Here is a 22,192-nt window from a genome sequence, read left to right as displayed (position 1 = left end):
TGTCAACATATCAGCTATGTACACTGGTTTAGGAAAATTGTCTATTCAATCTGAAAAATGGCGTTCTGGGGTTGTCATGTTCTTAAATGTAAAGTTTTGTTACGAGATTCAACATTTCTGCTTTAAACTCATAATCATAATCCAGCCAAAAAATAGATTTCCCACTACTAACCAGATTGATTCCTGTCTCATATTTCTCCTCAATATTAAATGTTTTTGGAATATCAAGAAATATAGATGGTTCAGTGTTATTACTTCTTAAAATATAAAATATGTCTTCTTTTTTCGTCGTCCAAATTAAATTACCTTCCTTTAGTTGTCCAAAAGCAGGGTACGCAGTTATAACTAGCGACAGTATGAAGATGAATAAAATAGTCAGTAATCTTAGTGTTTTTTTCATATTTAAGCCAGATGCGAATCAATTTAGCTTTCTTGGGTTTCTTGTGATCTATAGCTTTTCAAATGGAGTCTGGACAAGGCTTTCATGGCTTAGTTACCCAAGAAACTGTTCACAATACCCTTTGTCACAAATCGCCGAGAAGAACGTCACTGAGCGCTCGGTCGAACCGTAATCAAAATTAAGGACTTAACCTCCGCATCCGCATGAATGGCTCACTGAAAAAACCTATCCTTATAATATTCCATCACCCCCTAAGCGATCAAGTCCTTACACCGAAGATTGTGTTCTAATTCGCTTCTTATATAACACTTGCCGATTCCTCGCCGAACATTTCTCAGGCAACTTCGCGAGTTGGCTGCTGAAAGAGACTGTCATGATGGCGAAACTCAAACCATCAGAACTTTCCCTCGATCCGATTTGAGCCGATGCGATGATTGTACTCTAATCCGAGGATTCTATTCTTCACATCCAGTTCCAAACGTTGCCAAAGGAGGAAATCCCATTTCGGATGTTAGATTGCCGAGTTCGAGGTTTGCAGGGCTTGCTTTAGGGTGGCTCTTCGTTACTTGGTATGGTTTGATCGGGGGGCATAAATCGACTAAATCCTGATCCGGCAAAAGACTTAATTGATTAGTTCGTTCTAGTCGGGTGTTGGGTAAAATCGGTAGCGATAGGCTTTCTCCATGGCTCAGGTTCTAGCATATATCGTGTAAATGCGCTAATATTCAAACTAAAGCCGTCCTAAAAAGACGGGGTTTGGAACCCAATTTTTCGATGACGACAAGAATCGACGAGTTAAGGCAACAATGGCAAGATCGCCTCCGGCAAACAGAGGATTCCTTAACCGATCGCCAACGGGATACCATTATCAATTGGTTACTCGGTGAAGATAGCCAACGTTGGGAAACTTTGGACCAGAGAGATTTAGAAATCGCTAAACGAGGATTAGTCTATCTTTGGCAAATTTTACAGCAACGCTATCTGAAAGTTAGTCCCACCCGCGGCTATCGTAACCTGATTGATCGTCTCGGCGCTTGTGTCACTCTCCGGCAACAAATTCGCACTTGGGTTTCCTTAAGTCGCGATCGTCGGCAAGCGGTGGCCGATGTCTTGCAAGAAATTATTCAAGAAATGTTAAATAGCGATCGCTATCTGCAATCCCAGTTAGCATGGATCGCTCGTTGTACCACCGATCAAACTACTCGCGATCGGCTGCTGTTAGCCACCCTCGAGGAATACGCCCTGCGTCCGATTCGCAATCAACCCCTGTTAGCCTATCGTTTTGTTAATTATCTCCGTCGTCAATCGAAAAGCGGTATCACTAACGTGCCGCAGCAAGAAATGATCCGGATTCTCTCCGATGAAATTAGTGGCGATGAGGGGGAAAATAGCCTAAGTTTACTGGATCAAAATGCGATCGCTACCTACGAAGATGAACGCACTTGCCAAGAAGCGCAAATTCAACGGGCAAAAGTTCAAGAGAGTTTTGCTAAGTATCTAGAGGAAAATGTTAGTCCGGAGGCGGTGACTTGGTTTAACCTCTATCTAGGGGGCGAAAGCCCAGATGCGATCGCCAAAGAGATGAATATTCCCATTCAACGGATTTATCGTCTCCGGGAAAAAGTTGGCTATCATGCGATTAAGGTTTTTGCCCTCAAGGAAGGGACAGAATTAATCAGTGAATGGTTACAAATCAGCCCGAAAGAGCATAATTTTGGCTTAACTCTCAGTCAATGGCAAAGTTACTATGCTGGCCTTTCTCCCAGGGGTAAAAGCGTTATCGATGGCTTAAAAGCGGGTAAAACCCTTGAGGAAATCGCCGGCGAATTAAACTGTAAACGCACACAAGTGGTCAAAGAATGGACGCAACTTTATCTAAGCGCCCAAAGTCTCAGGACAAAAACCTAATCAGGAGTCAGGAGATAGGAGTCAGTATTCAGGAGTCAGGAGACAGCTTTTTTTCCCATCTCCCCAATTCCTAATTCATAATTCCTAATTCATAATTCATAATTACCATCCCCTTTTTGATTTTTGACTTCAAGAAATATGTGGATTATTAGCAAAAAAGTCGGGGTATTTACCCATTATTTAACCTCTACGGGTACATTTACCCCCAGCATTGATAAAGCCAGTAAATTTTCTGCTCGGGAAATGGCGGATATTATGGCTAAAAAATACGGGGGAATAGTCGAGGCAATGAAATAATTATGACCATTGGTATTTGGATTTTAGGGGATCAATTATGGACAGGACAAGCGGCCTTAGCTAATCGTCAAGCCTATTCACAGGAAACGCCGGTTATTTTAATTGAATCCCACAATCATATTCGACAAAGACCCTATCATCAGCAAAAATTAGTTTTAATTTGGTCGGCGATGCGTCATTTTGCCGAAGAATTAAAAACTTTAGGATGGTCTGTAACCTACGAAGTTGCTGAAGATTTTAAGCCGATTTTATCTGCTTGGATTAAACGATTAGGTATTAAAGAATTACAGATTATGATGCCTAATGATTTACCTTTTCTTAGATTAATCAAAAATCTTAATTTAGACTGTGCTATAAACATAATTGATAATAATCACTTTCTCTGGACAAGGACAGATTTTAATAATTGGGCTAAATCTCGTAAAAGACTATTACTAGAGGATTTCTATCGAGAAAGTCGCAAAAAGTGGCAGATTTTAATCGAGGATAATCAACCTATAGGAGGACAATGGAACTTTGATAAACAAAACCGTAAACCGCCCAAGGATGGATTAAAAACTGCTGCTCCTCTTTGGTTTGAACCCGATGAAATTACCCTTCAGGTTATCGCTGATGTGGAAGCTTTAGATATTCCTAAATATGGAAAAATCAAACCTTTTACCTGGGCAGTAAACCGCAGACAAGCTTTACAGGTTTTGGAGCATTTTATTACTAATTGTCTGCCCAACTTTGGACCCTACCAAGATGCGATGGTAACGGGAGAAGAAACCCTCTGGCATTCCCTATTATCTCCCTATCTGAATCTAGGATTACTAACGCCGTTGGAAGTGATTCAAGGGGCAGAAATTGCCTATAAAAAAGATAATTTAGCCCTAAATAGCATCGAAGGATTTATCCGTCAGGTGTTGGGATGGCGGGAATATATGCAGGGGATTTATCATTATCTGGGAGAAGATTACGCTAATCATAATTGGTTTGAGCATCAACAACCCTTACCGGCTTTCTTTTGGGATAGTAACCAAACCGAGATGAATTGCCTCAAACAAGTATTATCACAGGTGGAAAATACTGGTTATGCCCATCATATTCAAAGATTAATGATTTTGAGCAATTTTGCCTTAATTTTTGGTTGCTCTCCCCAAGAGATTGAAAACTGGTTTCATAGTGTTTTTATCGATGCCTACGATTGGGTAATGCAGACTAATGTACTGGGAATGGGACAATTTGCCGACGGGGGAATTCTCGCCTCCAAACCCTACGCCGCCTCGGCCAACTATATTGATAAAATGAGTGATTATTGTCGGGGTTGTCTGTATAAAAAAAATGAACGAGTCGGGGATTTAGCCTGTCCTTTTAACTTTCTTTACTGGGATTTTTTGGCACGACATCGAGAAAAATTAAAATCCCAAGGTCGAGTTAATATGATTTTAGGTCATCTCGATCGAATGTCGGCAGCTGAACTTAATCAAATGCGCTACCAGTCCAACCAATTACGAGCTATCAGTAGTCAGGAGGAGATAGGGTGATAGGGTGATAGGGTGATGAGACAGCTTCCCCACTTCCCAACCCCCAAACCCCAACCCCCAAACCCAGTATGATAATTGCTATATGAGTAAATCAAAGGAAAAAAACCGGATTGCCTATCAGGAATTTGGAAATGAAAGTAATTCTCAAGCTTTTGAGCGTTCCATTCCTGAATTACCCCCAAATCAGCAGAATTTGCGAGTACAAACCTCCCGCTCTGGTCGTGCGGGAAAAACCGTTACCATAGTTACAGGTTTTCAATGCCAAACCGAAACTCTGACGAAATTATTAAAACAGTTAAAAACCGCTTGCGGAACGGGTGGTACAGTGAAAGAAAATACCATTGAGATCCAAGGAGATCATCGCCAAAAAATTGTACAAATTCTCATTGAATCGGGTTACAAAGCCAAAATTAGCGGAGGATAGCTTAAAATCATGATTCCCTCTTGGTTGCTTATCGGTGTCGTGGGATTTTTGGTAGCGTTAGCTGGGGGATTACTCAATTCTCGCGATGTACGTTGGTTTGCGCGATTGCGTCGTCCCGATTGGTTAACCTTTGAAAGATTAATCCCTCTTATCTGGACAATTATCTATATTTGTGGGGCAATTTCTGCTTATTTAGTCTGGGAAGCTCAACCGGCTAATCGCTGGTTTTTGATGGCTTTTTATCTGTTGGTGGAATTGACTATTACTGCCTATACTCCCGTCACCTGTAAACTACGCAGTCTCAAAGCGGGAACGATTATCGGAGGTACGGGTTTTTTCTTGGGTTGTCTTCTGGCGCTATTGGTTTTCCCTGTTTCTTCTTGGGCGGGCATCCTACTCCTACCCTACCTGATTTGGAGTCCGATCGGTACCTATGTGACTTGGGAAATGAGCCATCTCAATCCTCGGGATGTCTAGACAGGTAAAGTGGGATGGGTTAAAAATTAACCCATCCCACAGATCTTATTGCCATCTACCAACTTGAAAATCTAGACTGTTTTTCGCACTTTAACTCGCTCTACCTTTACCTTGGCTGGACTGGAGCAATCAAGGAAGTTAGGGACTTCCTGACGACAGTGAGGACAATACCAGTAAGCACGACTAGCCACAAGGTGACGAAGGGTAATTCCCGAACATATAGGGCAGCTGTGCATGGATTGTTAGACTAATTTTAAAAGCTTTTAAAATTGTCCTACCTCCTACTGCGATTTTAAACAAAATCGCCGCTCTTTAACTCTAACTTTAGGTAGAAACCTAGTGTTTCTTTCGATAGACTTCCCAGAAAATACCTAGGGATGAGGACGGAAAAGATGGGAATGTTGCGGGTGATAAAGTTGCGATCGAGTTCCTGTAATCTGGTTTAAAGCGGGACTAATGAGATAAAGGGTAGTTCTAGTTAAATTTTCCCGATGGGTTAGTTGGGCCATCTCTGACAGGGGGACAACCCAGATTTTTTCGTCAGGCCAACCGAGACGGAAACAAACGGCCACCTGTTGCTCTGGCTGGTAGTATTTTAGGAGTTTTTCCTGGGCTTTGTCAACATGACGGGCGGCTAAATATAGGCATAAACTGGCTTTATGAGCGGCTAAAGAGGCTAATTCTTCACTTGCTGGCATGGGAGATGCTTTTCCTTCCACCCGGGTTAGAATAATTGTCTGGACTAATTCCGGAATCGTTAATTCTAGGGACAATTTGGCCGCTAATCCTTGAAAGGCACTAATTCCGGGGATTAGCTGAAAGGGGATATCTGCTGCTGTCAAAAGATGAATTTGTTCTTGGATGGCACTATAGAGACTTAAATCCCCCGATTGCAGTCGCACCACCGCTAAACCCCGACGCACGCGATCGATCATTAAAGGGATAATTTCCTCTAGGGTGATGCTACTGGTGGGAATTAACTCGGCATCTTTACGACTATCCTCAAGAATCTGTTTGGGGACGAGGGAATCAGCAAAGAGGATAACATCGGCTTTTTGGAGAATTTTATCGGCTTTTACCGTCAATAATTCCGGATCTCCGGGACCGGCACCAATAAAATAGACGGCCGGGAGGAGAGGAGAGGAGTCAATTAAAGTCATACTAAATCCTGTTTACAAGGGGTGTGGGGTGTGGGGTGTGGGGTGTGGGGTGTGGGGAGAATAAATAAAAACAATCTCCTGAATACTGAATACTGTCTCCTGAATACTGAATCCTATCATTAACCTGAACATTTGTATTTAATTAGGGTAAAACTGACTATAATTAAGTGGGTGGGTGGAATTAAATATAAGATGAACGTAGGTTGGGTTGAAGCATGAAACCCAACGTCCGCATGGGTTACGCTACCGCTAACCCATCCTACAAATAATTGTGCCTCCCTACTTAATGATAAAGCACGGTCAGCATTGACAATGATTAGCGATCAATCCCTCCCCCCCCAAAATATTGAAGCGGAAGAATCTATCTTAGGTGGTATTTTACTAGATCCAAAAGCGTTAGGTAGAATCAGTGATTTTTTAATTCCAGAAGCTTTCTATGTGAAAACCCATCAAGATATTTATCGTGCGGCGCTTGCTTTACAAGGGAAGGGAAAACCGACGGATTTAATGACGGTTAGCAGTTGGTTACAGGATAATCATCTGCTGGAAGAAATCGGGGGAATGCCGCGATTGTTACAATTAATTGAGCGCACTGTCTCGGCTGCTAACATTGATCGCTATGCGGAATTAGTGATGGATAAATATATGCGTCGTCAGTTAATTTCCACTGGGGGAGAAATTATCGAATTAGCTAGGGATACGACGCTAGAATTAGAAAATGTTTTCGATGAATCGGAACAAAAGATTTTTCGTCTCACCCAAAAACGACCCCAAGAGGGTTTAATTTTTCTGGGGGATACTTTAATTGAAACTTTTAACGAAATTGAGAAAATGCAGGAGACCACCACTCTACCCGGTATCGAAACTCAATTTTATGATCTCGATGCGATGACCAGTGGTTTACAACCCTCGGATTTAGTTATTATCGCGGGTAGGCCTTCCATGGGAAAAACTTCTTTTGCTCTTAATATTGCCTATAATATCGCTCAACAGAATTTACCTGTGGCGGTTTTTAGTTTGGAGATGTCTAAGGAACAATTGGCCCAACGTTTGTTATCGAATGAGGCTAAAATCGAAAGTAATCGGATTCGATCGGGACGTTTGGGACAAAATGATTTAGAAAAGGTTCTTGGGGGACTAGAAAAGTTATTAAATTTGCCCATATATATCGATGATAGTGCCAATTTAAGTGTAATTCAAATGCGTTCCCAAGTGCGGCGTTTACAGGCAGAAAAAAAGGGGCAAATGGGATTAGTTTTAATCGATTATCTGCAATTAATGGAAGGGGGAGGTGATAATCGCGTTCAGGAAATTTCCAAAATTACCCGCAGTCTTAAGGGTTTAGCGAGAGAAATTCATGCTCCGGTAATTGCTCTTTCTCAGTTAAGTCGCGCTGTGGAATCTCGCAATAATAAAAGACCGATGATGTCCGATTTACGCGAGTCGGGATGTTTAGCGGGTGATAGTTTAGTTGAGTTAGCCGATCCTCGTGCTAAAGTGCCAATTTGTCAGTTAGTGAATTGCTCTAATTTTACGGTTTTTGCTCTTAATGAGGAAACAATGAAATTAGAAAAAGCACTGGTAACTAAGGTATTTTCCACAGGATTTAAGCCAGTTTTTCGATTAACAACTCGTTTAGGTCGCACGATTAGAGCTACAGCCAATCATAAATTTTTGACTGTCCACGGTTGGCAAAGATTAGATGAATTAAATATCGGTAATTATATCGCTTTACCTCGCTCTCTGAGTAATTCAGACCTAAGGTTTAATTGGGATGAAGTTATGGCAATTCAAGCGGATGGAGAGACAGAAGTGTATGATTTAACAGTAGATAAATTGCATAATTTTATTGCCAATAATATCATCGTTCATAATAGTATCGAACAGGATGCGGATTTAATTATGATGTTATACCGAGATGAATATTATAACCCCGATAGTCCCGATCGAGGTGTGGCTGAAGTAATTATTACTAAGCATCGTAATGGTCCTACTGGCACAATTAAGCTACTTTTTCAACCAGAATTTACCAAGTTTCTTAATCTTAAACAAAGTCGCTCTAATTATTAAAATGAAAGCAACTATTAATTATAAAACTCCCAATTGGCTCTTAATACTTTTGGCAATTATCCTAACTCTCGGTGTGGTTTTTCGTTTTGCGAATATCGATAAAAAAATCTATTGGCATGATGAATCCTACACCACCATTAGAACCACTGGTTATCAAGCAAAGGAAATCGCTGATACTATCTTTCAAAACCGTCTTTTATCTACCACAGAATTAGGAAAATTTCAACAACTGAAACCCGAAAGTCATGTTTTTAATACGATTAAATCTCTCGCTAAAGAAGACCCTCAGCACCCACCTTTATACTTTATTATCTCTCGCTATTGGGAAAAAATATTCGGTTTTTCTCCCGCTTCTTCCCGCAGTTTAGCAATTGTTTTTAGTCTGCTCTCTCTGCCATTTATTTACTATCTATCTCTAGAATTATTTACAGCAAAGTTAACGGGAATTTTAGCAGTAATTTTATTGGCACTCTCTCCAGTTGATATAATATTTGCTCAAATGTCTCGTCAGTATAGTCTTTTAGTTTTGTTAACGATAATTAGTCAATTGCTGCTGTTAAAATGCCTCAAAAAAAGAACTCTTGTTAATTGGTCTTTATACACCGTCGCTAATACTCTCGGACTCTACACCCATCTCTTTTTTATTCTTAACTTATTTGCTCAAGCATCCTTTATACTTTGGTATCTTGTTATCAAACCAGAGCGAAAAAATAACTTGATATTTTTCCTGTTATCTGGGTTAACAATGATAATTTTCTATATACCCTGGTTACAGGTTTTTTTAACTAACTCTCAAAGGGCCTTTAACTCCACCAGTTGGGCTGCCGTTAACTATCTCGATTGGGGATTGTTCGGTAAATTATGGCTCTTAACTTTTACTTCTCCATTTAGCGATAGCGATTTTGGTTTTAATAACATCTTCACCTATATATATAGACTGTTTTTTTTAATCTTAACTATCTATGCTTTTGAGCGAGTTTATCGCTACAATAACCCCATAGCTTTTACTTTTCTGATTACCTCAACCCTAGTACCTTTCCTAGCTTTAGTCATTCCCGATCTAATTTTGACCACCACTAGATCAACTGTTACCCGCTATCTAATTGCGACTTTTCCTACTATCTATATAACTGTGGCTTTTTTCTTGTCACAATTGCTTAATCAAGACAAAATTTTCGGTAAAATTATCTTGACTTTTTTGTTAACTGCTAGTATAATATCGAACTTCAATAATGCTCTTTCCGAAACCAGTTGGGCAAAAGTTCCTAGTTATTGGAATGGCGAAGTTGCCAGAAAAATCAATGCTGTACCTAAGGCCATTGTTATCAGCGACGAAGGTAATGACTGGACTAACTTAGGTGATTTGCTTTCCCTTAATTATCGTCTTAATGCTGATGTACAATACTTCCTGACTACCACTAACCCCGATACCGATAAGTTAAAAGAAGTCCTAGAAATTCCCCGGGTCAACTTATTTCTTTTTCGTCCTTCCAATCGGTTATTACTGGCCCTAGATCAATTCGATATTCGTCTTGATTATTTCTATCCTCAAGGTCAATTGTGGCGAAGGAAGAAATAGGTAAATATATATTTTGGGTCAATCTAGCCTGAAATATTTGAGCAAAGCTGGTATTATAACCAGTTAAAACCGTTAATCTTCACCTTAAAGAAATGACTTTTCTAATTCCGACCAGCGCTTGGCGGCAAATTCTTAAAAAGCTCCCTATACTACTATTCTTAGCATCTTTTCTCATAGTCCTACTATTAGGCTATTTTTCCGCTGCTTTCTCTCAAAGTCGAGATCCTGATATCCGCGGTGTTTGGATCACCACCAACGACACAGCCATGCTGATGGACAGGGATAAACGACAACAGGCGATCGAGCAATTAGTTAATCTTAATTTTAATGCTATCTATCCCGTGGTCTGGAATTCCGGTTATGCTCTCTATCCTAGTGCGATCGCCAAACGGGAAGGAATACAGCCTTTTGTGCCTACGGGAGCGCAGGGACAAGATATCTTGGCAGAATTGGTGGAACAAACCCGTGGAAGGGGATTATTGGTCATTCCTTGGTTTGAATTCGGATTTATGGCCCCTCCCACTTCGGAATTAGCCTTAAAACATCAGGACTGGTTAACCCAAAAACGCGACGGAGGGACCACTTGGGTGGGGGCAGCCGGTGAGGTGGTGTGGTTGAATCCTTTCCGTCCCGAGGTGCAGAATTTTCTGCGGGAATTAGTCTTGGAAGTGGTGGGACAATACGATATTAACGGCATCCAATTCGACGATCATCTGAGTTTACCCAACGAATTCGGCTATGATCCCTATACTATCGCCCTTTATCAACAGGAAACCGAAAAAACGCCCCCAGCTAACCCCCGGGATCCCGAATGGACAAAATGGCGGGCCGATCAAATCACTGCTTTTCTGGCTAATCTCAAAGAATCAATTGAGGCAGTTAAACCGAATATACTGCTTTCGATCGCCCCTAATCCCTACGAATTCGCCTATAATGGTCATTTACAGGATTGGCTCGGTTGGGTGCGGCAAGGATTAGTCGATGAGTTGATCGTACAGGTTTATCGTCCCGATCTGCCCAGTTTTCTCAAACAAATAGAGCGTCCCGAAATTCAGGAAACCCAGCAAACGATACCCACCGGTGTGGGGGTTTTAACCGGTTTACGCAATCGACCGATTGCCCTACCCTTGATTGAAGAAAAGGTATTGGCTGCTCGTCAACGGGGTTTAGGGGTGATTTTCTTCTTTTATGAAAGTCTCTGGCAGCAAGCTTTGGAACCTCAAGAAACCAGAAAAGCGGCAATTCAAGCGATGTTTTCCCAACCAATCACTCCCCGTCTTCCCGTGGTGGAAAATATTCCCTTAGTTAGTACACCTGAACCTGCTGACCAGCCAGAACTAACCCCCACACCTCCCCCCTTAGCACCGGACGGGATCGAAATTCCTGTAATTCCCCCTCCGGGTAGTTAATAGCAATTTTTGCCCACAGAGACGTTGCTGAATCAAGGTATGAATGCCAACTGTGCATCGTATCCAAAATTTAGTTTGGGTCTAGGTTTTAAAAATCCCACAAGAGAAGATTCATATCTCAAATTAGCAACACCAAGTTTGGGGGTCGGAGTGGGGGGAGATTGTCAGGATATTTTGACAAAGTTTGGGCTTAAGATAGTAAAGTTGGGGATTTTTCCCAAGTTAAGGATTAAGGATTTTTGCGAGAGTGTGGATGGTCTGGAAGTTAGACTGGATAATGATTTGGGGAATTTTATGGATTTTTTTCTTAAGTGGTCAACTTTGGTTAACTTTGGTTGCAAAAATTAATTTAGTTACTTACTATGTGAACGCCCTCAAAAGAAACAGAAAGATTTTTTGGGGGGTAAAAGAGGTTATCATACTTTAAAATCCCAATTAGTAGCTGATAAAAATACAGAGAAAATTATCTGTTTCTGTTGTGGGAAAGGCAGAGGCCATGATTTTAGTTTATTTAGGGTTTTACCATTATTCAGCAAGCCCTAAATAGGAAACTCAAAATCTTGAAAATCTTATCCTGTAAATATCGGAATCGTCGTCGAAGATATAGTTTAAGAGTTAACCTTTTGGCGGCTGTTTATAACTATGAGTTAGGGATAGGTATAGCAGCTTCTTGCCTCAGACAGTGATGCAATTCAGACTTGAATTGGCCTCAGCGCCTCTCGAACCTAGGAAATTAATTTGGCACGACTACTTAATTTCTACGGGTTCTAAATTATCAGCAGGAGTAAAACCAAAGAGACGGGAATAGAAATAAAATTCTGCATCTAATGCTCGTTTTATCGATTCAGCTTGACGAAATCCGTGTTGTTCTCCCGCAAAGGGAACGTAAGCAACGGGTAAACCTTTCGCTTTTAAAGCTTCTACCATCATTTCCGCTTGATTGGGTGGAACCACTCGGTCTTCTAAACCTTGGAAAAAGATCACCGGACAGGATAACTGAGCGGTAAAATGAATAGGCGATCGCTGATAGTAAATTTCCTTTTCTTGAGGATAAAGTCCCACCAATTTATCTAAATATCTCGACTCGAATTTATGGGTATCGTTGGCTAAAACCTCTAAATCACTAACTCCGTAATAACTAGCTCCTGCTTTAAAAGTATCATGAAAAGTTAAGGCCGCTAAAGTTGTATAACCACCGGCGCTGCCTCCGGAAATTGCCAATCTTTCCCCATCGACTAATCCCTGATTAACCAAATATTTTGCCCCGTTGATGCAGTCTTCCACATCGACAATTCCCCAATTTCCCAGCAAACGCTGACGATATTGACGACCATAACCCGTACTACCGCCATAATTGACATCTAGATAGCCAAAGCCGCGACTGGTCCAGTATTGCACCCGCAGACTTAAACTAGAGGTCGCCGCGGCCGTCGGTCCACCGTGACTTTTGACTAAAAGGGGCGGTAATTCGCCATTGGGGGCGGTATAATCGGGATTTTTAGGGGGATAATACCAAGCATAGGCCGTTAGTCCCTGACTGGTGGGAAAAGCGAGCATTTCCGGAATCGAGAAATAATCGCTAGAAATAGTTAAATTACTGGAAGATTTGAGAATTTCTCTCGTTCCTGTGGCTAAATCCATTGAGACAACCGCCGTTACTTCCTTGAAAGAACCGCCAATAAAAACTATTTTGTTATCGCTAACTTGTAGGGAAGAAATGTTAGTATCAGCAGTGATAATTTCTGGGAATTCTCGATTAACAGTATCGATACTTCCTAAATACCAACGACCATCTTTTGTATAGCTACAAATAATCTTTGATTCCCCGGCGAAACCGTAGTTAGATAAACCAAAAACCCAATGAGGATAGGCAAATTCAGCCTCTATCGGTTCGAGAACTGGTTCGATTTGTTCATCGTGGTTAAAGCAATAAAAGTTCCAGAAATTATTGCGATCACTGGTAAAATATAAATGTTGATCGGCGGACCAGCGCGGTTCACACACCGACTCATTTTCACCACCAGCAATGACCCGAATATTACTCAAATAAAGATTATTAATATCGGCCACCCAAAGAAAAGAACTATCCCAGGGCATATTAGGATGATTCCAACTAATCCAAGCTAATCGAGAACCATCGGCACTTAAGCTAGGAGAGGTATAAAAATCATCGCCAGATACTAAAGTTTTTATTTTTCCCGTATCCACATCGATGCTAACAATACTATTAACTGGTTCTCGATCTTTTTTGCTATGATCTTCACAAACACAGATTAAACGATTGCCAAATTTATCGAGAATTAAATCCGCATAACGACAGGAATTTTCTGGGGTCAGAGGTTGGGGTAAACTACCAGCAGTTTGGCGATAAATTCTTTGATCAGCAAAATTACAAAAATAGATAATTCCCGCAACAATTAGATAGGAACCTCCCCCGTATTCATGGACACGAGTTCGCACATTAAAAGGCCCTGGAGTGATGTCTGTAGTTGTGCCGTCGGGGTTTAATTTAACTAAAACATTTCGCCCCTTTTCCTGTGGTCTGCCTTCTAACCAATAAATATCTTCTCCATCTAGAGTTACACCGCCAAGACTAATCGATGCTGCCACAATTAGATCGGAGGTAATCGGCGATTTCCAGGAACCGTAAGCTGATATTTGATGAGACATTTTCGACTAGAGCAGTGATCTTAATGGTGAACTAACTTGATCAGGAACGCTGATAAATTAAGAGAATTCCCAGTAAACAGGACAAGGTAGGGATTGGTTGCATCCCTACCTAACTCTCTGTTTTTCTGCAATCGGAGCGGCGGGATTCGAACCCACGACCCCTACTACCCCAAAGTAGTGCGCTACCAAGCTGCGCTACGCCCCGATATTGAACCTTAACCATCATAGCGATAATCGCAGCATTTTGCAAGCTTTTTTTTTCTTCCTTTCTCCCCCATCCCCGGAATTAGTGGCCAGCTATCTAGCTAATTGGGGAATACGTCCTTTTAATCCCGTCATTAATTGCAGGGCAAACAATTTTAACGGGGGAAAACCGCGCATCATTGCCAATCCGAGACGACGGATGAGAACGATGGGCGGCCAGTTATTGGAGAACAGACGATCAAGAAAATCTGTGAAGCCTAAAATCGCTAAATTCTCCGATCTACGCCATTTTTCGTAGGATTTTAGGGTAGAAAGCGCTCCTATATCCTCTTGCTTTTCCGCTGCTTCCTTTAATACCTGCGCTAAAGCGGCAGCGTCGCGAATGCCTAAATTTAAACCTTGACCACCGACGGGATGACAACAGTGAGCGGCATCACCAATTAAAGCCAGTCGGGGTTTCACATAAGTATCACTCTGCATTAACTGTACGGGAAAGAGAGCGCGGGGGCTAACTAATGCTATTTTTCCCAGTAATCCCCCCGTATATGCTTCTAATTTCTTGATAAATTCCGCTTCGGGCATTTCTTGCAGTTTTTTCGCTTCTTCATGGGGATTTGTCCAAACGATCTGACAGCGATTACCCTGGAGCGGTAAAATGCCCATCGGACCGGTGGGCCAAAATCTTTCAAAGGCGGTATCGTTGCGATCGAGTTGATGTTTAATGGTGAAAGCGACACAGGATTGCCAATATTTCCAACCTTTGGTTTTAATTTGCGCCCCTTGCCGGATAGCGGATTTGGCCCCATCGGCCCCGATAACTAATTTTGTGGTGATTTTTCGGGTTTGACCGGCTTCTGCCAGGGTGACAGTGGCTGTTTCTGCTCCGTACTCCACTTCTAACACTTTAGCAGGGGATAACCAGTCAATGCGATCGCAATCTTGGCTGGCCTTGTGCAGGGCGGTTAAAATTACTTGATGTTCGCCCACATAGCCCAAATAATCGGTTTTTAGCTCATCGACCACAAAGGGGACAAAAATCGGAAAATCGGCATCGGAAAGGCGAATATGACGAAATTTACCGATACTGGGCGAGATTTTATCCCAGATACCCAAGCCTGTAAAAATCCTGCTGGACATCAGCGAGAGGGCATAAGCTTGACGACGGCAGGCGGCCACCTCTAGGGGACGTTCCTCGATCATAGCGATATTTAATCCTGTATTTTTTAAGGCCACCGCTAGGGTGGTCCCGACTATACCGCCCCCGACAATGATTAAATCGTAGCTGTCCCGTCCTAACATATAAATATTTTTCTCAAAGATCATCAGTGACTACACTGATCTATTCTGACACGATCTTCGGGGTTGCTGTCGGGTTTGATTGTCTTCACCCCACCTAGCCATTGATAGTCTCATCAGATGCGAATGCGTCAAGGCTTTTTTGAGTCCAATTATCCAGAGCAGTATTGATAGAGTTAAGAACTCCCATTGTTTCGAGCATATTCCCCTTCAACTTTTCTTGAAGTTCGCTAAAAATACTGGTTTGGACATTGAATAGATCATCTACTTTTTGAGCACCCTTTAATATCTCTAGATACTTGGCTGTAGTTTCTAGATACAGGCTCATCAATTCTGCTTGCTTTAGTCCGATATTGGTCATCGAACTGACATAAATTTCACCCAAGTCCTTAAAAGACTCAGAGGTTGCCTGTAAATTCACCAGCTTCAGTTGGCTTTGAAATAGTTCATTAATACTATCAGTATAAACTTCCCCCAATTCTTTGGTCAAGCTTAGATAACCCTTGCTTAGTTCGGCGAAGGCGCTGGGGTTAACAAAACTTGTTAACATGGCATCCATCGCGTTCACATTAGTGGCCGTAATATTCTTGAAGGACTCTATTGCCAATTTGTTCGAGTCAATCCACTGTTTAACTAGCTCGTTTTGCATGGTAGTTTCCTCGTAAACTGCTTAATGTATTTCTCTGTCTGTGCCAGCAAAAAGATTGAATTATTGAGGGCGCGGTTCGGCCAACCGTTCTAACATAGCGACAATTGCCCTCATCTGGGGAGACTCTCTAGTATAAAAGACAGGATTATCTGCATCTGCACTAGAATATCCCCAAAAATCCCAGCATCCCTGGGGATTGTAAGGGATTAATGCTGACGGTTCAACCTGGGGATATAAGACAATTATCCTGTTGGTATCAGCTATTTCATTGTAACCGGTTTTAGTGTAGTAAGTATCATCAATTTCCGTTGCCCCCTGTTTGCAACCATGAATAGCTACATGAACTTTGCAGCTTTCTTTTTTACAGGCTTCAGGTACATAAACATAAGCCTCCCGACTCATACTCGTCTTTTTACCGTCAATAAACTCGCTCTGGTCAAACCGAATAATCTGGCCACTTAATCTATTAGATTCAACTGGTGGATTCAACTTGCCATAAATATGCTCTAAAATCCGATGGGATTGCATGAAATCGCAGTCGTTTATAAAGGGTGACTTAGTATCTGAACATGACACCCTAGACTCCTCGACAATTATGCCATGACCGGCATTAATATTCTTGTCGTATTTAATATTCTCTGAGGGCAAGCCGGCAGCTTGATAAAAATCTTTTACCTTGTCAACGACGACAGTTTTAACTACGCGATCACTTGAACCACTGAATAGATAGACCCGATCATCTTTTAAGTTGTTGAGATCGGCAATTTTGTTGGCACTGGCCAGTTCTTGCGCTTTTTTAAATAATCTTTTCCCATCCGGTCCTACTGACTCAGTCAGAGGATTCATGCAAGTTGATGTCGCTTGCTCGAAAAATTGCTCTGGATCCGTCTCGTAAGAACCTACACAAAAAAAAGGACCGCCAGCAATTATACCTGCTCCCACCAGCCTATCTGAGTAGGCCACATGGAATTGAGCCGTCATGAAAGCCCCTGATGAAAGGCCAGAAACAGATGTTTGGCTTAAATCTGCCTGATAACCAGATAGCTTGGGTGCTTCCTCGGCCAAGACCACCCCATTGAAGCTAAAAATACTAAACATCAAAACAGCCAGTAGTTTTAATCCTGCCTTAATCATAAGACCTCTTGCAAAAATCGGAACCTATGATATTAAGATAAAGTCGAACAAGATCGAATGATATTAAGATAAAGTAAAACACATCGAACTTTGAAAACCCACTTGCCACTTCCCACTTTGCTGTACTTTTTAAACAGGATTTGGTATAACATATCTGGCTAATCTCTGGCAAGAGTGCCTCTCTTAACTAGGAAATCACCATGGAACTTGAGCAACGAATAGCCGATTTTTACGACTCCTCTAGTGGACTATGGGAAAGGATTTGGGGCGAACATATGCACCATGGTTACTACGGTCGGGGCGGCAAGATTAAACTCGATCGCCGTCAGGCACAAATTGATTTAATAGAAGAATTATTAACTTGGGGTGATGTCACCAGTGCTAATCAGATTCTCGATCTAGGTTGTGGCATTGGTGGCAGTAGTCTTTATCTGTCCGAAAAATTTCACAGCCAAGCGGTGGGGATTACCCTATCCCCAGTACAAGCCGCTAGAGCCAGCCAAAGAGCGCAAGAGTTCAATTTAGAAGGACAAGTCAGTTTTTGTGTGGCTGATGCCCTAAAAACCCCTTTTCCTGACGATAATTTTGATCTGGTCTGGTCATTGGAAAGTGGCGAACATATGCCCGATAAAAGGCAATTTCTGCGGGAATGTTATCGGGTTTTGCAGCCCGGGGGCACTTTTTTGATGGCCACTTGGTGTCATCGTCCCACCACTTCCCTCGCCGGTAATTTAACGGAAGGGGAGATTAAACTATTAAACGAGATTTATCGGGTTTATTGTCTCCCCTATGTGATTTCTTTGCCAGAATACGCCGATATTGCCCGTGACATTGGCTTTCGAGACCTAAAAACCGATGATTGGTCTCTATCGGTGGCCGCTTTTTGGGATGTGGTGATTGACTCGGCCCTCAGCACAGATGCGATCGCTGGTTTGTTAGCAAGCGGTTACACTACTATCCAAGGAGCTTTATCTTTAGGGTTAATGCGGCGCGGTTACGAGTCGGGTTTAATTCGTTTTGGCTTACTGCAAGGGAAAAAATAAAGGCCGCTCTCTCCCTTTCTTTTTAACAAAACTTAACAATTATTGGCAAAATTTTGCTTGCTTTTGTGGGGAGATTTTGAGATAATATTTTTAAAAGATTTTATTCATAATGGTAATATATGCAGTCCTCAAAATTTGCACAGATTCCCATTATAAGAAAAGCATAACGCAAACCGCCGCCAAAGTCAAGTCCTTTCCCATACTTATGGGTGCGAATTTTCAGGAATCAAAAAAGGGCTTTGGTGGGGAACAGTGATCAGGTAGAACCCGAAGGGAGCGTTCCCAGGTTCTACCTAGGAACGAGATAAAAAGCAAAATTTTGTATTTCTAAAATTCTACACTTAGGTTTTCCGAAAATGGCTCAGGGCAGATTTGAACTGCCGACCTTGGGCTTATGAGTCCCCTGCTCTGACCAACTGAGCTACTAAGCCGTTGTTTACACAGTTATCAATCATAACACACAATCACCCAATTGCACAAGAGCGAAAAAGGGAAGAAAAAATCTTCCCTCTCTGGGCATCTTTAACGTCTGCCTGGCAGGAAAGCCATGGGATTGACTGCGCCCTGGCCGGAGGGGTGAACCTCGAAATGTAGGTGGGGGCCGGTGCTAAAACCGGTGCTACCCATCTGGGCGATTGGCTCGCCTTGCTGAACAGTTTGGCCGCGACGCACCAGCAGACGGCTGTTATGGGCATAGAGAGTGGTGCTACCATCGGGGTGACGCAGTTTCACCAGATTGCCATAACCGCCAGAATTCCAACCGGAGGCGATTACTTCACCGGCAGCCGCCGCCACAACGGGTGTACCCACTGGGCCGGCGATATCGATGCCGCGATGAGGTCTGCCCCAGCGCCAACCGAAACCGGAGGTTAACACACCTCTAGTGGGCCAGATAAAGCCGGTAAAAATGGGGGTGGGATTAGGTAAATACTCATCGGGATTAGCGAGGGGAGGAAGGGAAGGTTCTACGGTTTCGCCGACGGGAATTCGTAGGCGATCATTATATTCTTCCACATTGGTAGGAGCCGAACCGATAATCTGTGGGGGGGTGCTTTGGTTAGAACGAGAACGAAGGGCATCCCATTGGGGATTAGGGGTTATTTGCCGAGCATCGACAGTTTCTGCGGGATTATCGACGGGAATAGCGATACTTTTCTGGGTTTCCGAAAGGTTAGTTTCCCGCAGATTAGCCACCTCTTGGCGCAATCTTTCCCGATAGCTGCCGGTGATATTTTCGGGGAATTCTTCCGTCTCCGTGGTGGCGGTTGCGGCGGGCAAATTTTGTCGATTGCTGGGGTTAAAGGACAATCTCTGGCGATCGCCGACCAAGGAAGTAAGATTTTGATTAACTCTAGCGTTGGCAGAGCGGTCGGGAATCACTAGGGTTTGATTAACTTTAATCCGGTTGGGGTTGTCAATGCCGTTTTCCCTGGCTAATTCGGCGGGGGTGATGCCGAGAGCGCGAGCAATCGTGTTTAAGGTATCCCCTGGCCGAACCCGATAAACTTGGTTTTCTGGGGGAACTATGACCCGAGGATTGGGAACGGCGGGAATTTCAGTCACAGGAGCCGGATTTCGTAGGGCAACGCTGGGAATTTCCGGTCTGCTGGTTAAGGGAGGATTAACGGGAATTGTGGCTATCGGGCGATCGCTTTCAGGGGTGGGAACGGGAATCGGGATCACCTGGCTGGTTGGTCGGGGCGATTCTTGGGGAGCAATAACGGGAATCTCGACAGTGGTTGGCGAATTATCGGGAACGAGAGCGGTAGTTTCGGTGACGATTACTGTTTCCCCGGAATCGGACTGATGGGGGATTTCCTCGGTCCGTAGGGCGGCCAAACTTTCTTGGAGACGTTGACGGGTTTGACGCAGACTAGCAGAGGAACTATCCAACTGCTCAGGAGTTGCTGCCGGGGCTGCCGGGGGCAACTGCTCAGGAGTGGGAATTTTTAAGGTTTGTCCGATAATCAGATCGGATTGGGGGGGGAGATGATTGCGGTTAGCGATCGCTGTAGGGGTGGTTTGATAGGTGTCGGCTAAACTCCACAGGGATTCTCCCGGTTTTACCTGATGCTCAACCACTGATGTGGCGATGAATTTGACGGTAGCAAGTGCTTGGGATTGGATTATTTGCGGTTCTTTTAGTTTTTTACCCGCATCCTTGGCTTTTTGGGACAGGTCGATCACTTCCCATTCTAAGGGTACAGAATTGGCGGCCTGGGCTGATTCTGAGGTGGAGTTGAGAATGCTAGGTACTCCCAGAGAGAGTGCTAATCCCAGTAGAGCAACTGAGTAACGGACTCGGTTAGACTCAGCAGTGCAATTCTGTTCTGGGGTAGCGGATGTCATGGGGTTGGGGATAAAAGTCTCTTTCAAACAGACCTCCTGTGGTGTAAAGAGTTAGCTAGAGCCAGTCGATTAAGCCGATGATTCTAGCTTTCAGCATTAGCCTTGAGGCTAGAGTAGAAGTTAGGCAACTTTCTTTTTAGTCAAAATACCTAAAGGTGACTTTTAGGAGAGATTAACTTAGATTTTGAAATTATGCAAGTCTCCCTCTGACTATTAGCATCGGGATCACGGCAAGTTGGTGACATTTTGAATGTCCAGATTGACGATGCTCTATCTCAGTTGTTCCAAGCTGATCAGCATTTTTGGTCTTGCCAATTTTTGCCAGTTTTTTCATAGAAATTTTTTATCTGTTTTGCAATTTACAAAGAAATTATTAATCATTCGCCGCTCGACAGGAAACAAGGGGCAACGATGGCTATTCAAGGTCAATACCGGATAAATAGGGTTTGCCGAAAAAATTTTTTCTGGGGGCAGGGTGTGGGGTGCGAGGTGTCGGTCGTCCATAGCAAATTAGGTTACACTTCGTCTTGATCAGAAAAAGGCTGTCATACTAAATCCGTTGAGCATAGGCTACTTATAAGGACAGGCACTCATGCACTCATGCAAAAGGCAACCCCCCCGCTAGGTAGGGTTGATTCATGAATCAACCCTACCCAAACCCCCCGTTGGAGTAGGGTCGTTTCATTCTCTGAAATGTCATTCTCTCAAATCCTTATCTGGCAACGTTTTTAGTCGATTTCTCGGAAATACATAGCTGAAAATTTTTAAAAACGTCGTGCTTTGCTTACCTTATAAGGGATTAAAGGTAGCAAAAAAAGAATTAGATTCGGAGAATGAAACAGCCCTAGGGCAAGGGGGGGGTAGGGGAGAATAAATAATCAGTTTTTAATAACCAGATTTAGGATCAGCATTTGCTTGGCTAATTCCAGAGCGGCGATCGCCAGGTATCTTCTCACAGTAGAGAAATGGTCTAGAAATACCCCTAATGGGACTTAGACAAAAAACAAATCGAGAAAAGCCTCAACTCCAATCCCCGCTTGGGATTTACTTCGAGAAGCCCAAAATCGCTGAAACCCAGATAGATCAAGGAAAATCATAAATCGAGGTTAACCCTTTGTCCCGTAATGGTTTGAGCCTTTTTTGATGACCGAAAACGCCTAAGTCCCACTAATGAATCATCCGTCTCAAGATAGTCAAGTAGGGTTTTCTATGGTTACAAAATTATGTCAACAATAATAAATTGGCGGCTGTTCCCCGTCAGATAAGGGTGGAAGGTGATGGGATATGAACCTTCGTATTCTCTCAAAAAGTCAAGGTATATATTTGATTGGCTATTGATACAAACACTGGAGAAGTTATTGGTTTTTATCTAGGGTGTGCTGAATAAATCTAAAAACCTTGTTGGGTAAGACTTTTAGACTTTTTGTCAATCAAAAAGTACCGGACTGGGAGTGATCAGAGGTAAAATTCCGGGACTTTTTCCCTGAAAATTAGGTAACTGACTACCTCAAAATCGGTAAAACCCTACACCCCCCCTGCCCCCCCGACATCGGGGGGGTCGGGGGGGCAGGGGGGGCGGGGTTGGTGGGGGCCACAC

At 42.9% G+C, this 22,192-nt stretch carries 19 protein-coding genes, 2 tRNA genes and 1 pseudogene; 11 read left to right on the top strand and 11 right to left on the bottom strand.

What is annotated here, in order from left to right; all coding sequences use genetic code 11:
• Positions 1-82: 82 nt before the first annotated feature.
• Positions 83-400, bottom strand: coding sequence for a hypothetical protein (locus H6G48_RS17250; protein ID WP_242034676.1), 318 nt, complete (start codon positions 398-400; stop codon positions 83-85).
• A 640-nt stretch (positions 401-1,040) separates the two neighbouring features.
• Positions 1,041-1,085, bottom strand: coding sequence for a helix-turn-helix domain-containing protein (locus tag H6G48_RS27540; RefSeq protein ID WP_110980728.1), 45 nt, complete (start codon positions 1,083-1,085; stop codon positions 1,041-1,043).
• 89 nt (positions 1,086-1,174) lie between these two features.
• On the opposite strand from H6G48_RS27540, the gene H6G48_RS17240 reads away from it, so the two are divergent.
• The 5 genes from H6G48_RS17240 to H6G48_RS17220 all read left to right on the top strand — a co-directional run bounded on the left by H6G48_RS17240 (position 1,175) and on the right by H6G48_RS17220 (position 5,032).
• Positions 1,175-2,308, top strand: a complete 1,134-nt coding sequence (locus H6G48_RS17240; RefSeq protein ID WP_190722643.1) for a HetZ-related protein 2 — start codon at positions 1,175-1,177, stop codon at positions 2,306-2,308.
• Between the two features lie 138 nt (positions 2,309-2,446).
• A complete protein-coding gene (locus tag H6G48_RS17235; protein ID WP_002750171.1) occupies positions 2,447-2,605 on the top strand; it encodes a hypothetical protein in 159 nt (52 codons plus the stop codon).
• Between the two features lie 2 nt (positions 2,606-2,607).
• Entirely contained in the window at positions 2,608-4,131 is a 1,524-nt protein-coding gene (locus H6G48_RS17230; protein ID WP_190722642.1) for a cryptochrome/photolyase family protein, read from the top strand.
• 82 nt (positions 4,132-4,213) lie between these two features.
• Entirely contained in the window at positions 4,214-4,555 is a 342-nt protein-coding gene (locus H6G48_RS17225; RefSeq protein WP_002781759.1) for a translation initiation factor, read from the top strand.
• A gap of 9 nt (positions 4,556-4,564) precedes the next feature.
• Positions 4,565-5,032, top strand: coding sequence for a TspO/MBR family protein (locus H6G48_RS17220; protein ID WP_002799098.1), 468 nt, complete (start codon positions 4,565-4,567; stop codon positions 5,030-5,032).
• A gap of 371 nt (positions 5,033-5,403) precedes the next feature.
• Here H6G48_RS17220 and cobM read toward each other — a convergent pair whose 3' ends face one another.
• The gene (gene cobM / locus H6G48_RS17215) at positions 5,404-6,192 is read right to left on the bottom strand and encodes a precorrin-4 C(11)-methyltransferase (RefSeq protein WP_190722641.1); all 789 of its coding nucleotides are present in this window, start codon (positions 6,190-6,192) and stop codon (positions 5,404-5,406) included.
• A gap of 312 nt (positions 6,193-6,504) precedes the next feature.
• Between cobM and dnaB the strand changes: the two genes are divergently transcribed.
• The 5 genes and pseudogenes from dnaB to H6G48_RS17190 all read left to right on the top strand — a co-directional run.
• Entirely contained in the window at positions 6,505-8,262 is a 1,758-nt protein-coding gene (gene dnaB / locus H6G48_RS17210; RefSeq protein WP_190722640.1) for a replicative DNA helicase, read from the top strand.
• A 1-nt stretch (position 8,263) separates the two neighbouring features.
• The gene (locus tag H6G48_RS17205) at positions 8,264-9,841 is read left to right on the top strand and encodes a glycosyltransferase family 39 protein (protein WP_190722639.1); all 1,578 of its coding nucleotides are present in this window, start codon (positions 8,264-8,266) and stop codon (positions 9,839-9,841) included.
• A gap of 92 nt (positions 9,842-9,933) precedes the next feature.
• Positions 9,934-11,250, top strand: a complete 1,317-nt coding sequence (locus H6G48_RS17200) for a family 10 glycosylhydrolase (RefSeq protein WP_190722638.1) — start codon at positions 9,934-9,936, stop codon at positions 11,248-11,250.
• A gap of 39 nt (positions 11,251-11,289) precedes the next feature.
• The gene (locus tag H6G48_RS17195; protein ID WP_190722646.1) at positions 11,290-11,598 is read left to right on the top strand and encodes a hypothetical protein; all 309 of its coding nucleotides are present in this window, start codon (positions 11,290-11,292) and stop codon (positions 11,596-11,598) included.
• Between the two features lie 18 nt (positions 11,599-11,616).
• A pseudogene (locus tag H6G48_RS17190) lies at positions 11,617-11,936 on the top strand (IS5/IS1182 family transposase); the annotation flags it as partial.
• Positions 11,937-11,997: 61 nt separating this feature from the next.
• Here H6G48_RS17190 and H6G48_RS17185 read toward each other — a convergent pair.
• From H6G48_RS17185 to H6G48_RS17165, 5 genes are all read right to left on the bottom strand, one after another.
• Positions 11,998-13,920, bottom strand: a complete 1,923-nt coding sequence (locus H6G48_RS17185) for a S9 family peptidase (protein ID WP_190722637.1) — start codon at positions 13,918-13,920, stop codon at positions 11,998-12,000.
• A gap of 131 nt (positions 13,921-14,051) precedes the next feature.
• Positions 14,052-14,125, bottom strand: a tRNA-Pro gene (locus tag H6G48_RS17180).
• Between the two features lie 92 nt (positions 14,126-14,217).
• On the bottom strand, positions 14,218-15,423 hold the full coding sequence (locus tag H6G48_RS17175) for an FAD-dependent hydroxylase (RefSeq protein ID WP_190722645.1): 1,206 nt from the start codon (positions 15,421-15,423) through the stop codon (positions 14,218-14,220).
• A gap of 94 nt (positions 15,424-15,517) precedes the next feature.
• Entirely contained in the window at positions 15,518-16,069 is a 552-nt protein-coding gene (locus H6G48_RS17170; RefSeq protein ID WP_190359639.1) for a phasin family protein, read from the bottom strand.
• A gap of 60 nt (positions 16,070-16,129) precedes the next feature.
• Positions 16,130-17,203, bottom strand: coding sequence for an extracellular catalytic domain type 2 short-chain-length polyhydroxyalkanoate depolymerase (locus H6G48_RS17165; protein ID WP_190722636.1), 1,074 nt, complete (start codon positions 17,201-17,203; stop codon positions 16,130-16,132).
• A gap of 200 nt (positions 17,204-17,403) precedes the next feature.
• On the opposite strand from H6G48_RS17165, the gene H6G48_RS17160 reads away from it, so the two are divergent.
• Entirely contained in the window at positions 17,404-18,246 is an 843-nt protein-coding gene (locus H6G48_RS17160) for a methyltransferase domain-containing protein (RefSeq protein WP_190722635.1), read from the top strand.
• Positions 18,247-18,603: 357 nt separating this feature from the next.
• Here H6G48_RS17160 and H6G48_RS17155 read toward each other — a convergent pair.
• From H6G48_RS17155 to H6G48_RS17145, 3 genes are all read right to left on the bottom strand, one after another.
• A tRNA-Met gene (locus H6G48_RS17155) sits at positions 18,604-18,677 on the bottom strand.
• 91 nt (positions 18,678-18,768) lie between these two features.
• A complete protein-coding gene (locus H6G48_RS17150; RefSeq protein ID WP_190722634.1) occupies positions 18,769-20,595 on the bottom strand; it encodes a peptidoglycan DD-metalloendopeptidase family protein in 1,827 nt (608 codons plus the stop codon).
• 190 nt (positions 20,596-20,785) lie between these two features.
• Positions 20,786-20,929, bottom strand: coding sequence for a hypothetical protein (locus tag H6G48_RS17145; protein WP_155119813.1), 144 nt, complete (start codon positions 20,927-20,929; stop codon positions 20,786-20,788).
• Positions 20,930-22,192: the final 1,263 nt, after the last annotated feature.

It is taken from the genome of Microcystis flos-aquae FACHB-1344, from assembly GCF_014698375.1.
Lineage (GTDB): Bacteria > Cyanobacteriota > Cyanobacteriia > Cyanobacteriales > Microcystaceae > Microcystis > Microcystis aeruginosa.
Note: the sequence above shows the minus strand (reverse complement) of the source record. Positions and strands in the feature narration are given on the sequence as shown.

Bases quoted from the DNA above. Each gene is read 5' to 3' on its own strand.
- H6G48_RS17250 (WP_242034676.1), bottom strand. From the start codon at position 400: ATGAAAAAAACACTAAGATTACTGACTATTTTATTCATCTTCATACTG.
- H6G48_RS17240 (WP_190722643.1), top strand. From the start codon at position 1,175: ATGACGACAAGAATCGACGAGTTAAGGCAACAATGGCAAGATCGCCTC.
- H6G48_RS17235 (WP_002750171.1), top strand. From the start codon at position 2,447: ATGTGGATTATTAGCAAAAAAGTCGGGGTATTTACCCATTATTTAACC.
- H6G48_RS17230 (WP_190722642.1), top strand. From the start codon at position 2,608: ATGACCATTGGTATTTGGATTTTAGGGGATCAATTATGGACAGGACAA.
- H6G48_RS17225 (WP_002781759.1), top strand. From the start codon at position 4,214: ATGAGTAAATCAAAGGAAAAAAACCGGATTGCCTATCAGGAATTTGGA.
- H6G48_RS17220 (WP_002799098.1), top strand. From the start codon at position 4,565: ATGATTCCCTCTTGGTTGCTTATCGGTGTCGTGGGATTTTTGGTAGCG.
- cobM (WP_190722641.1), bottom strand. From the start codon at position 6,192: ATGACTTTAATTGACTCCTCTCCTCTCCTCCCGGCCGTCTATTTTATT.
- dnaB (WP_190722640.1), top strand. From the start codon at position 6,505: ATGATTAGCGATCAATCCCTCCCCCCCCAAAATATTGAAGCGGAAGAA.
- H6G48_RS17205 (WP_190722639.1), top strand. From the start codon at position 8,264: ATGAAAGCAACTATTAATTATAAAACTCCCAATTGGCTCTTAATACTT.
- H6G48_RS17200 (WP_190722638.1), top strand. From the start codon at position 9,934: ATGACTTTTCTAATTCCGACCAGCGCTTGGCGGCAAATTCTTAAAAAG.
- H6G48_RS17195 (WP_190722646.1), top strand. From the start codon at position 11,290: ATGAATGCCAACTGTGCATCGTATCCAAAATTTAGTTTGGGTCTAGGT.
- H6G48_RS17185 (WP_190722637.1), bottom strand. From the start codon at position 13,920: ATGTCTCATCAAATATCAGCTTACGGTTCCTGGAAATCGCCGATTACC.
- H6G48_RS17175 (WP_190722645.1), bottom strand. From the start codon at position 15,423: ATGTTAGGACGGGACAGCTACGATTTAATCATTGTCGGGGGCGGTATA.
- H6G48_RS17170 (WP_190359639.1), bottom strand. From the start codon at position 16,069: ATGCAAAACGAGCTAGTTAAACAGTGGATTGACTCGAACAAATTGGCA.
- H6G48_RS17165 (WP_190722636.1), bottom strand. From the start codon at position 17,203: ATGATTAAGGCAGGATTAAAACTACTGGCTGTTTTGATGTTTAGTATT.
- H6G48_RS17160 (WP_190722635.1), top strand. From the start codon at position 17,404: ATGGAACTTGAGCAACGAATAGCCGATTTTTACGACTCCTCTAGTGGA.
- H6G48_RS17150 (WP_190722634.1), bottom strand. From the start codon at position 20,595: ATGACATCCGCTACCCCAGAACAGAATTGCACTGCTGAGTCTAACCGA.
- H6G48_RS17145 (WP_155119813.1), bottom strand. From the start codon at position 20,929: ATGAAAAAACTGGCAAAAATTGGCAAGACCAAAAATGCTGATCAGCTT.